The sequence below is a fragment of the Thiomicrospira microaerophila genome (assembly GCF_000934765.1).
Classification (GTDB): domain Bacteria; phylum Pseudomonadota; class Gammaproteobacteria; order Thiomicrospirales; family Thiomicrospiraceae; genus Thiomicrospira; species Thiomicrospira microaerophila.
The window spans coordinates 132,417-145,276 of the sequence record NZ_JYNN01000003.1 but is presented as its reverse complement, the minus strand read 5'-3'; the positions used below and the strand labels follow the sequence as shown (position 1 = coordinate 145,276).

Genomic DNA, 12,860 nt, shown 5'->3' with positions numbered 1-12,860 from the left:
TAGAATTAAACATTAAATAGTGAAAGGAAATCGAGTAATGGCAACCCTAACCAAGGCAGAAATTTCAGAAACCTTATCTGATAAATACGGCTTTAATAAACGCGAATCGAAAGATTTGGTGGAACAGTTTTTTGAAGAAATGATTGATGTTTTAGTGGGCGGCGAATGCGTTAAAATTTCTGGGTTTGGAAATTTTGAGTTGCGTGATAAAAATTCGCGCCCAGGGCGTAACCCGAGAACAGGTGAGGAAGTGCCGATTATGGCTAGACGTGTGGTAACCTTTAAACCTGGCCAAAAGCTTCGAGCGCAAGTGGATAGCCGTGAATAGTTAAGATGGTTAATGTGCCGCCGTGGGATCTGGATATCCCTGACAAGAAATACTACACGATTGGTGAAGTGAGTGAAATGTGTCAGCTTAAGTCCCACGTGCTGCGTTATTGGGAACAGGTGTTTCCACAACTTAATCCGAATAAGCGCCGGGGTCGGCGTTACTATCAAAAAGAAGATTTGGTTTTATTGCTTGAAATTAAAACGCTGTTGCATGATCAAGGGTTTACTATTTCGGGCGCCAAAGCACGTTTGTCACAAACTACATCCCGTTCACAAGATCTAACGCCACCTGTCAAAACGCTTTCTTCTCGCTTTTGTGTTGCAAATGACCATGAAATACAGATAATTAAAGAGGAGCTTGCGGCTTTTAAGGATTATCTTCAACAATCTTACTAGGAGACTGTCGGACTAAACCGGTCGAAGTGAAAAAGTCTGGCTTTTGTCCCACAGGTACTTAGGTGTTTGGAAAACGAAATCATGTCTGAAAATTCAATGTTGATTGAGTATCGTTGGTTAATTCAATCGTTTTTAACGCTTTTGGTGGTGTTGGGTTATTTTTTTATACTTCGCATTACCTCGTCGCTGATACGTGACTGGGCATCGGAGCATAAAAAACACAAAAATAGGGTTGAGCAGGTTGTCTGGCTGTTTAAAATTATTTTATCGGTTGTGTTGGTTTTTGCCATTTCGATGGTTTGGGGTGTGGATTATAAAGGGCTTTGGGTTGTTACAACTTCTGTGCTGGCGGTACTGGGTGTTGCCTTATTTGCCCAATGGTCTATTTTGAGTAATTTGACATCGGGTGTGATTGTATTTTTTAACTTTCCTGCAAAAGTGGGCGATACAATAGAAATCATTGATGGTGTAAATTCGGTGAAGGGTGAGTTGGTTGAAATTGGTTTGTTTCAAATACACCTTAAAGATAGTCAGCAAGATATTCTCGTGTTCCCAAATAATTTGTTATTGCAAAAGCCGGTTAAAAAAATAAAACCGAATGCAGCAGGTAAGCTTGACAAAAGTACTAAGACCTGGTTGGGCCGTGCAAAGCAAAAACAGCTTTAGCTTAGCGGTGTTGTGTTACATATTGATGTATGATGCGTTGGCAGTACTCGCTAGGCTTATCAAGCTCGATACCTACCAGAAATTGGGTTTGTACTGCCGTTGTGTGAACAACGTGGCCCGCGAGATGAAGTGGGATCTGTTGGTTATTTAGCAGCAGTTCAAGGCGAATAGCTATGTATGTTTGAGCTTCAAGTTGTATTGGACTAATAATGCCTAGTCCGATCGTGGAGATATTGACCACTCGAACGCTCAGCTGTTTTTGCTCGATAAGCATCGTCGCTTGTTTGTCTAGGTTGGCTCGTTTCGCGCGTCTTTTGTCTGCGCCCATAAGGCTATGGTTCATTTTGGGTTCCAAATTTAATTGTTAGGGGTGAAGATATGCAGCATACACTTTATGTTGAAAATATAAAATGTGGCGGTTGTGCACATACTATTCTATCAAAAATAAGCGCATTAAAGGGTGTAAGCGATGTCAGAGTAGATGTTGAAAAAAGCACGGTTGACTTTGTAATACAACCGCCTAGTCTGGTTGAGGAGGTAAAGTATCGGCTGGCCAAGTTAGGTTACCCTGAAAAAGGGAGTGTGGATGGACTTGAATCTGTTGGCGCAAAAGCAAAATCATTGGTAAGCTGTGCACTAGGTAAGATCGCAAAAGATTAATAAAAGGATTAGCGTGTCTCAGGAAATCATCAATTATGAAGGGATCGAGCAACAAAGCGTTGCTCGCTTCACTGAAAAAGCCTATCTTGACTATGCCATGTACGTCATCCTTGATAGAGCGTTACCGCATATTGGCGATGGTCTCAAACCGGTACAACGTCGCATTATTTATGCCATGTCAGAGTTGGGATTAAAGGCTTCGGCAAAATATAAAAAATCAGCCAGGACGGTGGGTGACGTGCTGGGTAAGTTTCATCCGCATGGGGATAGTGCTTGTTACGAAGCGATGGTGTTAATGGCACAGGATTTTTCTTTCCGCTATCCTTTGGTCGATGGGCAGGGTAATTGGGGGTCGATGGATGACCCCAAGTCCTTTGCGGCGATGCGTTACACGGAATCAAAGCTCTCAAAATTTTCGGCATTGTTACTGGATGAAGTTGGGTTGGGAACGGTTGACTGGGTGCCTAATTTTGATGGTTCGTTATCTGAACCTCAGGTGTTGCCTTCGCGTGTGCCGCACATTTTGTTAAATGGTACCTCAGGCATTGCTGTGGGTATGGCGACCGATATTCCGCCACACAACTTGGTCGAAATTATTGATGCCTGTGTGGCCTTGATCGACCGACCGACCTTGACGGATGAAGCGCTGTTTGAGTTGGTGCCAGGGCCGGACTATCCGAATCAAGCGCTGATTATTACGCCGTTGGATGACATTGCTCAAATTTATAAAACAGGGCATGGTTCGCTTCGTCAACGTGCGGCTTATGAGGTTGAGGACGGGGTGAATGTCGTGATTAATGCGCTGCCGTTTCAGGTGTCGGGTGCAAAGGTATTGGAGCAGATCGCTACGCAGATGCGTGCGAAAAAATTACCTATGGTCGTGGATTTACGTGATGAATCGGACCATGAAAACCCCGCTCGACTGGTGATTGAGATGCGCTCTAAGCGCGTTGATATTGACGCTACCCTGCGTCATTTATTTGCTACCACAGATTTAGAACGCAGTTACCGGGTGAATCTAAATGTAATAGGCTTAAATGGGCGCCCACAGGTGAAAAACCTGCGAACCTTGTTAACGGAGTGGTTGGTTTATCGCATAGAAACGGTGCGTCGACGTTTACAGCATCGGCTTGATAAGGTGTTGGCCCGTTTACATATTTTAGATGGCTTATTAATTGCTTTTTTGAATATTGATGAAGTGATTGCGATTATTCGTAGCGAAGATAAGCCTAAACCGGTATTGATGGCACGTTTTGCGCTTAGTGACATGCAAGCGGAGTCGATTTTAGAGCTGAAGTTACGTCATCTTGCGAAGCTGGAAGAGGTGAAAATTCGTGCTGAGCAAGAGGCGCTTGATGCGGAACGTAAAAAGCTTGAACGTTTATTGTCAAGTGAAGCGCGGCTTAAGACTTTGGTTAAAAAAGAGTTACTTGAGGATGCGCGTTTGTTTGGTGATGCGCGACGTTCGCCTTTAGTCACGGTAAAGGCGGCACAGGCGATGAGTGAGCAAGATTTACTCCCTTCTGAACCTATCACGGTGGTGTTGTCAGAAAACGGTTGGGTGCGTGCCGCGAAAGGGCATGATACGGATGGACGGCAGTTAAGCTACAAATCCGGTGATGCATTTTTGGCTCAGGTTTTAGGTCATAGCCGACAGACAGCGGTGTTTTTCGACTCAACAGGGCGCACTTATAGTTTGCCAGGGCATAGTTTGCCATCGGCGAGGAGTCATGGTGAGCCTTTATCTGGACGACTCAGTTTGCCCGCCGGTGCGCGCGTTGAGCAATTGTATATCGGTGAAAGTCTTGATAAGGTTTTACTGGCCTCGAGCACAGGTTATGGGTTTGTCACTGGATTCAATAATCTGTTGTCGAAAACAAAATCAGGTAAGTTATTGATATCATTGGCGAAGGAGTCGCGGGTGTTGATGCCTTGTAAGTGGGTTGAGCAGGGTTGGATTGTTGTGGTGACTTCTGAACCGAGATTGTTGGTTTTTCCTGCTCAATCCTTGCCGGAACTGGCAAAAGGTAAGGGCAATAAGTTAATTCAGTTGCCTAAGGGGGAGCAGGTCAATGCGGTGTTTAGCTGCGCAACCACAGCTAAACTTGAATTGGTTGCGGGTGATTATGTAAAAAGCTTTAGTCCAGCCGCGTTAGCGGAGGCCTTGTCAGAAAGAGCAAAGCGCGGTGTTACTTTGCCTAGAACATTAAAGAAAGTAACCTTGATACGAGTGGCTGATTAAAAATGAATAATGTGAAATAAATACATGACGACATTAACTAAGCCCTTTGGCATTATTGTAATTCTGCTTAGCTTTTTAGGTGGTTTTTTGTTAATGGGTGGCAACCTAGCTGCGATATGGCATCCAGCTGAGTTGGTTGTTATTTTAGGTATTGCGTTAGGGGCTTTTTTGTTGTCGGCGCCAGTCTATGTCTGGATGGCAACGATTACCAGTGTTGGACGCATTTTTGGCGGTGAGCGGGTTAACAAGAAAATCTATGGCGATACGCTTGCTGTTTTGGATGAATTGGTCCGATTGGGGCGTGCAAGCGGTATGCTGGCGCTTGAAAAGCATGTGCTTACACCTGATGCGAGTCCTATCTTTCGTAAGTATCCCAAGGTGCTAAAGCATCGTATTTTAAAGAAATTTATTGTTGATAACTTTAGTTATTTGTTGCTTAACCCGCCTCAGAGTCAAGATTTTGAAGGCCATTTGTTAGACCAAATCGATGGCATCTATAACTCTTTGATGGAGGTGCCTAGGGCAACAGGTAAAATCGCGGATTGGATGCCAGGTTTTGGGATAATTGCGGCGATTATGGGGGTTATCATGACGATGACCTTGCTCGGTGGTGAGATGGATGTGGGGTTAATCGGGCAATCTGTTGGAGCGGCTTTAGTGGGAACGCTGATGGGTATTTTCTTGGCGTTTGCGTTTGTGGCGCCGTTTACGCATTTTCTCGAGGTAATGAATCGCCAAGAAAAAGCATTGCTTGAAATGGTGGCGGCTTATTTGCATGCTTATGCAAACGGTGTATCGCCTAATCTAGCGATTGAAATCGCACGTCAACGTATCCCTCCTGAATATGAATTGCCCAGAAAGTAGTAGCATGCATAAGGGGATGCGCTAATGGCGAGGCGTCGAGGCGGTGGACATGATGAAGGGGGCGCGCATGGTGGCTCGTGGAAAATAGCACTTGCCGATCTAATGACGGTGTTAATGGTGTTTTTTTTGGTGATGTGGCTGATTTCAGTGGTTGACCCTGGTGATCGTGATGCGTTCGTGGATTCGTTGCTTGGAGAGAAGTCATCGGTTATTCAACAGCAAGAAGCCAGTATTCGTGGTGAAGAGCTTAATCCACTCGATCTTAAACCGCCGGCTTCAACAGCGGAAATTCAACAAGCGATGTCAAGGGTGGACCCTAAGGATATTGATATTGAAGATACGCCAGAGTTCACTAAAATTACGTTACGCTCAGACAGTTTTTTTGAAAGTGGGCGTGCTACGATTAATGAGCGTACGCGCTTGCAGTTGGAGCTGCTGGGTGAAACCCTTGCCGGTCGAGGGCAGTTGATTAGGATTACGGGTTATACAGACAGTTTGCCAATTAATACGCTACAATTTCCTTCAAACTGGGAATTGTCTGCTTCACGTGCCGCGACCGTTGCGCGTACATTTATTTTTATGGGGGTTGAGCGTGATTTGATCACTATTGAGGGGCGTGCCGATAATGATGCGGTGGCGCCCAATGACAATGCGTATGGACGCTCACTCAATCGGCGCGTTATTATTATGGTCGATAAGACCGGCCGTCCGCGCCAGCGACCTTAAGTCCGAGGTCTTGTCGGATTGCCTATTGGTTTTTGGGCAATGACTTGGCTTACCCAGCCAATACCTGTGTGTCCCGTCCCTTCTAGTATTTCCCTTTCAGTTTGTTCGGCATGAATCCAGTTAAACTGTGGCATAGATTGTTGTATCTCCACTAAGTCAATCAGCAGGTCAGGGTCTTTAGGGCCTCCCGTATTATGTTGAAGTTGCGCTTTTGCGTAGACTTCAGAAATATAAAATCCGCCGGGCTTGAGGGCTTTAATGACCTGTTTAGCTACTTTTTGTCTTAGCCTGGGTGCTAAATGGCAGAAAATAGCGATAATAGCATCCCACTGTTCAGTGCCCATATCATAGCTATTTAAATCGGCCAGTTGCGTCGTGATCGTAACATTTTGCGCTTCGGCTAAAATTTGTGCTTTTTCTAAGCCCACTTCGGAGGCATCGATAGCGGTCACTTGGTGGCCTTGTTGTGCTAAATAACATGCATTACGCCCTTCACCCTCCGCCAAGCTTAAAATATTGGCGTTTTCTGGCAGAACTAGGCTGGCTATGCGTAAAAATTCATTAGGTTCTGTGCCGTATAAAAAGTCATCGCGATCATATTTTTCATTCCACATTAGAAGTCCTTTTAAGGCTGTCGAGTGACCAGGCCTGGTCACTCGACAGCCTATGTTTAGTCAATTTGCATGATTTTATGAGTTTGTAAGCTGAGTTTCCAGTCCGGGTGTGCCAAACAATAGGCAATCGCTTGCTGCAAATGGTGTTGCTGATGTTCGCCATCCATTGGCTGGAGGTAGTAGTGTTTAAATCCATTGAGCGTGATATCGTCCGGCATTAAACCGGGTTGTGGATAAACAAGCTTCAGTTCATCTCCCTCGGTTAATAGCCAGGGTGCGCCTGCTTTTGGGCTGACGCAGATCCAATCAATATCTGGCGGTGCGGTTTTGGTACCATTGGTTTCAATAGCGATTTCAAAACCTTGTTGATGCAGTGCATTGATCAGTAAGGTGTCAAGCTGCAAAAGAGGTTCGCCGCCGGTTAATACGATAAAGGGGGGTTGTTGTGTTGCTTGTGGCCAGAAGGATTTAAGGTGTGTGACGAGTGTTTGTGGGGTTGAAAACCGTCCACCGTTTTGTCCATCGGTACCTACAAAGTCGGTATCGCAAAACGCACAAACCGCATTTTTTCGATCCGCTTCGCGGCCTGTCCAAAGGTTACACTGGCTAAAACGACAGAAAATAGCCGGTCGTCCAGTGTAAAAACCTTCGCCTTGGAGGGAGTAAAACACCTCTTTTATTTGATAGCTCATAGGAATTATTTTATTTTGCTTGGTAAATGCCGAGTATTTTACTCGTTTAATCAATGGATGAAATGATATAATTTTAAGTTATTTTAAACAATGCAACATTGATGACAACATCATAAAACAATATTGAACGAGCGACTAAAGACTATGGCAGGAAAAACACTTTACGATAAATTGTGGGATGACCATGTGGTGCGTCAAGAGGATGATGGCACAGCACTCATCTACATTGACCGTCAACTTTTACATGAAGTGACGTCGCCGCAAGCCTTTGAGGGATTACGTTTAGCCAACCGTCAGCCTTGGCGTGTTGATGCAAATTTGGCAACACCGGATCACAATGTGCCTACTACGAGTCTTGAAGGCGGAGTAGACGGTATTGAAGACCCTATCTCGCGTATTCAAGTACAAACGCTCAATAGCAATACCCGCGAGTTTGGTATTACGGAATATGGGATGGGGGATGTCCGCCAGGGTATCGTGCATGTGGTGGGCCCTGAGTCTGGCGCGACCTTGCCGGGTATGACTGTGGTCTGCGGTGATTCGCATACATCTACCCATGGCGCGCTCGGCGCATTAGCACACGGGATAGGCACGTCTGAGGTTGAGCATGTGTTGGCGACACAATGTTTAATTCAGAAAAAAATGAAAAACATGCTGGTGCGTGTCGATGGTCAGTTGCAACCCGGGGTTGGTCCTAAGGATGTGGTGCTCGCTATTATTGGTGCGATAGGCACAGCAGGTGGAACAGGTTATGCGTTAGAGTTTGGTGGTCAAGTGATGCGTGATATGTCAATTGAAGGGCGCATGACCGTGTGTAATATGGCGATAGAGGCGGGTGCAAGAGCGGGTTTGGTGGCTTGTGATGACAGAACGATTGAGTATGTAAAGGGTCGCCCTTTTGCTCCAACAGGCGATAATTGGGAGGCGGCCGTTGCCTATTGGTCAAACCTGAAGTCCGATGAGGATGCGGTATTTGATAAGGTCGTTGAGTTGGACGGTTCGAGGATTCAGCCGCAAGTCACTTGGGGTACTTCACCGGAAATGGTTGGTTCTGTACATGATCGCGTACCTGATCCTGCTCTGGAGGCGGACCCTGTCAAGTCAGCGGGTATTTCGCGCGCGCTTGAGTATATGGGGTTGCCACCGAATATGGCGATCCAAGATATTCAAGTTGATTATGTGTTTATTGGTTCATGCACCAACTCACGGATTGAAGATTTACGTGCCGCTGCACAAGTGCTCAAAGGACGTAAGGTCGCGGCGAGTGTTGAGCAGGCGCTGGCGGTGCCTGGCTCTGGTTTAGTCAAACAACAAGCCGAAGCCGAAGGCTTGGATCAGATTTTTATTGAGGCGGGGTTTGAGTGGCGTAATCCAGGTTGCTCGATGTGTTTGGCGATGAATGCCGATCGTTTGCCGGCTAAAAAACATTGTGCATCGACGTCTAATCGTAACTTTGAAGGACGTCAGGGTGCGGGTGGGCGAACCCATTTGGTGAGTCCGCAAATGGCGGCTGCGGCTGCGGTCGCAGGGCATTTTGTCGATGTGCGTGATCTAGTGGAGGTGGTGCAATGAGTTTGACATTATTTACCCAGTTAAAAGCGATTGTTGCGCCCTTGGATCGCGCGAATGTTGATACGGATGCGATTATTCCAAAACAGTTTCTAAAATCAATCAAACGCACCGGTTTTGGGCCTAATTTATTTGATGAGTGGCGCTATTTAGATGTCGGTGAGCCTGGAGAGGATTGCGCGGGGCGTCCGATTAATCCAGACTTTGTATTAAATCAGTCGCGCTATCAGGGTGCTAAAATTTTATTAGCGCGTGAAAATTTTGGTTGTGGATCGAGTCGTGAGCACGCACCTTGGGCTTTAAAAGACTATGGATTTGATGTAGTGATTGCGCCGAGCTTTGCGGATATTTTTTTCAATAACTGCTTTAAAAACGGTATCTTGCCGATTGTGTTGCCTGAGGCCTTGGTAGATAGCCTGTTTAAGCAGGTTATGGCTCAGGCGGGTTATCAGCTGGATGTCGACTTAACCGCGCAAACGATTACGCTGGCGGATGGCACTCAAATCTGTTTTGAAGTGGATGCGTTCCGTCGTCACTGCCTATTAAATGGTTTGGATGATATAGGCTTAACACTGGTGCATCAAGATGCGATTAAAAAATACGAAGCCAAGCGTAGAGAGCAGGCGCCTTGGTTGTTTTCAACTCAATAACTCATTAAATATTCGTAGGATTAGATATGTCAAAAAAAGTATTGTTATTACCCGGTGATGGCATTGGGCCTGAAATTGTTGCTCAAGCCGTCAAGGTGTTGGATGTATTAAAGTCAAACCACGGTTTGGATATTGAAATGACCGAGGGTTTGGTGGGGGGGGCAGGCTATGATGCTGCAGGCCATCCATTGCCAGAAGCGACAATGCAAGCGGCCAAAGAGGCCGATGCCATTTTATTGGGTGCAGTCGGTGGCTATAAATGGGAAGCGCTTGATATTTCTGTGCGGCCTGAAAAAGGTTTATTAGGCTTACGCTCAGGTTTGCAATTGTTTGCCAATCTGCGTCCAGCTTTCTTGTATCCACAGCTAGCCGATGCCTCTACCTTGAAACCAGAGGTTGTGTCTGGGTTGGATATTTTGATTGTTCGTGAGTTGACAGGGGGTATTTATTTTGGTCAGCCGCGCGGTATTCGTACTTTAGATAGTGGCGAGCGTCAGGGTTATAATACGTATGTGTACTCGGAGTCTGAGATCAAGCGTATTGGTCACGTTGCGTTCCAGGCGGCGATGAAGCGTAACAAAAAAGTTTGTTCAGTGGACAAGGCAAACGTGCTTGAGGTGACTGAGTTGTGGCGTGAGGTGATGACGGGCTTGGCTAAGGAGTACCCTGAAGTAGAGTTAAGTCATATGTATGTTGACAATGCGGCTATGCAGTTAGTGCGTAATCCAAAGCAGTTTGATGTGGTTGTAACAGGGAATATGTTTGGCGATATTCTTTCGGATGAGGCTTCGATGCTAACGGGCTCGATAGGGATGTTGCCTTCGGCTTCTTTAGATGCTAATAATAAAGGTATGTATGAACCTAGTCATGGTTCAGCGCCGGATATTGCAGGAAAAAATCTTGCTAATCCGCTAGCTACCATTTTGTCTGCCGCCATGATGTTGCGTTATAGTTTAGGGCGTGAAGACCTAGCGCTTAAGGTGGAGTCGGCGGTCAGTGAGGTACTTGATCAAGGTTTACGCACCGGTGATATCTATTCTGAAGGTATGACGAAGGTATCTACTTCGGAAATGGGGCAGGCTGTGGTTAATGTCCTAGCAAAGTAAACTAGTATCATGGCTTCTAGGCACCATTTTACCATTACGATTACTGATATACATGGTTCTAAGCATTATTCGTTTGGCCATGTTGTTAAAAGGTATCTCTGGGTAGTGGTGTTGGCTATTATAGCCGTCATTCTATTCAGTTTTGCGACCGTATGGTGGTTAAATAAAAGTTTGGATGAGTTAGAGCAAATACGCCATGATGCAGAAAGCTCATTTTTGACTGCACTTGAATTCAAACGCAAGGAATATAGAAGTTTAGTTGCTGAAAAATCAGCCCTAATCTATGAGTTAGAGTTAAAGGCACAGCAAATTGGTTTCTTAGATCAAACGCTTCAAGGCCTTGAGGACTTGATCGGCGGTGAGCCTCGCGAAGACGCTGTGGCCATCGAAGACAGAGTGAAGTTGGTGCAAATGACGACGCTTGAAAAACAAATTATGCTCGAACGTATTCCGAATGGACGTCCTGTAGCTATATTTCAAGGTGTTTCAAGTGGTTTTGGTTGGCGTACACATCCTGTGCGTGGAACACGTGAATTTCATAACGGTATTGATTATCGTGGCAAGCAAGGCGACCCGATTATTGCCACCGCGGATGGGGTTGTCGAATTTGCAGGCTATAACCGAGGAAGTGGATATGGAAACTTGGTTATTGTAAGTCATGATTTTGGCTTTAAGACCTTTTATGGCCATATGCATACTATTAATGTTAGAACCGGGGATTTTATTAAAAAGGGTGATCTGCTAGGTGGTATTGGCAGTACCGGCGTGTCCACAGGGCCGCATTTGCATTATGAGGTTAATTTTGTACAAAGAAAGCTTAACCCTGCACCTTTTGTGCAGTGGTCTATGGAGGAGTATGAGAAAATTTTTGAATCTATTGAGGGGGTGCCATGGGGCTCTTTAAGTCAAGCGATACGAAATCAAGTGGAGATGGTGGAAAGACAATTATCGCCGAAAGCTGCACCATAACCGGTGATTTACAGTTAGCGGGTTCATTACATGTTGATGGTAGGATTGAAGGCTCTGTTCAAACAGCATTAGATATCTCCGTAGGTCAAAATGGTCAGATTAATGGGCTAGTTCAAGCAAGAGTGATTTATTTGAGTGGCTGTCTTGAAGGTAAGGTGCGTTGCCAGGGTCTTGAGGTTTTGAGCAATGGTCGTTTTTTAGGTGAATTAATTAGTGGTGAATTGACGATTGAGCGTGGTGGCAAATTCATTGGGCAATCGTTTGAGCAGCCCGACGCTGACACAACGGCATTATTTGATGGTGAAGTAGGTCAGATTGAGTCAAAAAAAACCGAAAATGAAAAGGTGTAATCGATGAAAAAGTATGATGTTGCGGTAGTCGGCGCGACCGGCGCAGTAGGTGAGACAATTATGAAGGTGCTAGAGGAGCGTGATTTTCCTGTTGGCAAGTTATACCCTTTAGCAAGTAGCCGCTCTGCCGGTAAAAAGATTGAGTTTAACGGTGAATGGATCACGGTCCAAGATCTAGAGACTTTTGATTTTTCACAAGTGCAAATTGGTTTATTTTCGCCCGGTGCTAGTGTATCGGCCATTTATGCACCAAAAGCCGCGGCGGCCGGCTGTGTTGTCGTGGATAATACATCGCAATTTCGTTATGATGATGATATTCCCTTGGTTGTACCTGAAGTCAACCCCGATGCTATTGCGGGTTACAAAACACGAGGTATTATTGCGAATCCAAACTGTTCAACTATTCAGATGCTCGTTGCCTTGAAGCCTATCTATGATGCGGTGGGTATTGATCGCATTAATGTGGCAACCTATCAGGCCGTATCAGGCACAGGTAAAGAAGCGATTGAGGAGTTGGCCAAGCAAACTGCCGATATCATGAACTTAAAACCGGTTGAGTGTGAGGTTTATCCTAAGCAAATTGCGTTTAATTGCATTCCTCAGATTGATGTGTTTATGGAAAATGGCTACACCAAAGAAGAAATGAAAATGGTGTGGGAAACAAAGAAAATTCTAGGTGATGATGGTGTCAAAGTTAACCCGACGGCGGTGCGTGTCCCTGTATTTTTTGGACACAGTGAAGCCGTGCACATTGAAACTAAAAAGAAAATTACAGCACAGCAGGCAAAGGAGTTGTTTGCTCAACAACCCGGCCTGGTTGTGATTGATGAACACAAGGATGGTGGTTATCCAACCGCTGTTAGCGATGCAGTCAACACCAATCCTGTTTATGTAGGGCGTATTCGCGAGGATATTTCCTGTGAAAATGGCTTGAATCTTTGGGTCGTGGCCGATAACGTACGCAAGGGCGCGGCGACGAACACTGTCCAGATCGCTGAACTGTTGATTGAAAAGTATCTTTAAACT

At 45.5% G+C, this 12,860-nt stretch carries 16 protein-coding genes; 13 read left to right on the top strand and 3 right to left on the bottom strand.

The window, feature by feature from the left end:
* Nucleotides 1–37 precede the first annotated feature (37 nt).
* The 3 genes from NA59_RS02675 (at nucleotide 38) to NA59_RS02665 (ending at nucleotide 1,392) form a co-directional block, all read left to right on the top strand.
* Nucleotides 38–328, top strand: a complete 291-nt coding sequence (locus NA59_RS02675) for an integration host factor subunit alpha (RefSeq protein WP_044407507.1) — start codon at nucleotides 38–40, stop codon at nucleotides 326–328.
* Between the two features lie 5 nt (nucleotides 329–333).
* Nucleotides 334–726, top strand: coding sequence for a MerR family transcriptional regulator (locus NA59_RS02670; protein WP_044407503.1), 393 nt, complete (start codon nucleotides 334–336; stop codon nucleotides 724–726).
* Between the two features lie 81 nt (nucleotides 727–807).
* Entirely contained in the window at nucleotides 808–1,392 is a 585-nt protein-coding gene (locus NA59_RS02665; RefSeq protein WP_052501412.1) for a mechanosensitive ion channel family protein, read from the top strand.
* Nucleotide 1,393: 1 nt separating this feature from the next.
* Here the strand turns inward: NA59_RS02665 and NA59_RS02660 are convergent, their stop codons facing one another.
* Nucleotides 1,394–1,735, bottom strand: a complete 342-nt coding sequence (locus NA59_RS02660; RefSeq protein ID WP_044407500.1) for a PilZ domain-containing protein — start codon at nucleotides 1,733–1,735, stop codon at nucleotides 1,394–1,396.
* A 35-nt stretch (nucleotides 1,736–1,770) separates the two neighbouring features.
* Here NA59_RS02660 and NA59_RS02655 point away from each other — a divergent pair, with 35 nt between their 5' ends.
* From NA59_RS02655 to NA59_RS02640, 4 genes are read left to right on the top strand one after another with little or no spacing between them, the layout of a single operon-like run.
* Nucleotides 1,771–2,052, top strand: coding sequence for a heavy-metal-associated domain-containing protein (locus NA59_RS02655; protein WP_044407497.1), 282 nt, complete (start codon nucleotides 1,771–1,773; stop codon nucleotides 2,050–2,052).
* 13 nt (nucleotides 2,053–2,065) lie between these two features.
* A complete protein-coding gene (parC, locus tag NA59_RS02650; RefSeq protein WP_044407494.1) occupies nucleotides 2,066–4,294 on the top strand; it encodes a DNA topoisomerase IV subunit A in 2,229 nt (742 codons plus the stop codon).
* 24 nt (nucleotides 4,295–4,318) lie between these two features.
* The gene (locus NA59_RS02645) at nucleotides 4,319–5,158 is read left to right on the top strand and encodes a motility-associated protein (protein ID WP_044407491.1); all 840 of its coding nucleotides are present in this window, start codon (nucleotides 4,319–4,321) and stop codon (nucleotides 5,156–5,158) included.
* Nucleotides 5,159–5,182: 24 nt separating this feature from the next.
* Nucleotides 5,183–5,884 carry an OmpA/MotB family protein gene (locus NA59_RS02640; protein WP_044407488.1) on the top strand — a complete coding sequence of 234 codons (702 nt, stop codon included), beginning with the start codon at nucleotides 5,183–5,185 and terminating at the stop codon, nucleotides 5,882–5,884.
* Here NA59_RS02640 and NA59_RS02635 read toward each other — a convergent pair.
* A complete protein-coding gene (locus NA59_RS02635) occupies nucleotides 5,881–6,498 on the bottom strand; it encodes a class I SAM-dependent methyltransferase (protein WP_044407485.1) in 618 nt (205 codons plus the stop codon). The genes NA59_RS02640 and NA59_RS02635 overlap by 4 nt on opposite strands.
* A gap of 56 nt (nucleotides 6,499–6,554) precedes the next feature.
* Nucleotides 6,555–7,190 (bottom strand): 7-carboxy-7-deazaguanine synthase, encoded by a 636-nt coding sequence (gene queE, locus NA59_RS02630; RefSeq protein ID WP_044407482.1) that lies wholly within the window; start codon nucleotides 7,188–7,190, stop codon nucleotides 6,555–6,557.
* Nucleotides 7,191–7,334: 144 nt separating this feature from the next.
* Here queE and leuC point away from each other — a divergent pair, with 144 nt between their 5' ends.
* From leuC to NA59_RS02600, 6 genes are read left to right on the top strand one after another with little or no spacing between them, the layout of a single operon-like run.
* On the top strand, nucleotides 7,335–8,762 hold the full coding sequence (leuC, locus tag NA59_RS02625) for a 3-isopropylmalate dehydratase large subunit (protein WP_044407479.1): 1,428 nt from the start codon (nucleotides 7,335–7,337) through the stop codon (nucleotides 8,760–8,762).
* Entirely contained in the window at nucleotides 8,759–9,409 is a 651-nt protein-coding gene (gene leuD, locus NA59_RS02620) for a 3-isopropylmalate dehydratase small subunit (protein WP_044407476.1), read from the top strand. Before leuC ends, leuD begins: the two co-directional genes overlap by 4 nt.
* 26 nt (nucleotides 9,410–9,435) lie before the next feature.
* The gene (leuB, locus tag NA59_RS02615) at nucleotides 9,436–10,515 is read left to right on the top strand and encodes a 3-isopropylmalate dehydrogenase (protein ID WP_044407473.1); all 1,080 of its coding nucleotides are present in this window, start codon (nucleotides 9,436–9,438) and stop codon (nucleotides 10,513–10,515) included.
* Between the two features lie 9 nt (nucleotides 10,516–10,524).
* The gene (locus NA59_RS02610; RefSeq protein ID WP_044407470.1) at nucleotides 10,525–11,484 is read left to right on the top strand and encodes a M23 family metallopeptidase; all 960 of its coding nucleotides are present in this window, start codon (nucleotides 10,525–10,527) and stop codon (nucleotides 11,482–11,484) included.
* On the top strand, nucleotides 11,406–11,834 hold the full coding sequence (locus NA59_RS02605) for a bactofilin family protein (protein ID WP_052501411.1): 429 nt from the start codon (nucleotides 11,406–11,408) through the stop codon (nucleotides 11,832–11,834). Before NA59_RS02610 ends, NA59_RS02605 begins: the two co-directional genes overlap by 79 nt.
* 3 nt (nucleotides 11,835–11,837) lie before the next feature.
* Entirely contained in the window at nucleotides 11,838–12,857 is a 1,020-nt protein-coding gene (locus tag NA59_RS02600; protein ID WP_044407467.1) for an aspartate-semialdehyde dehydrogenase, read from the top strand.
* Nucleotides 12,858–12,860 lie beyond the last annotated feature (3 nt).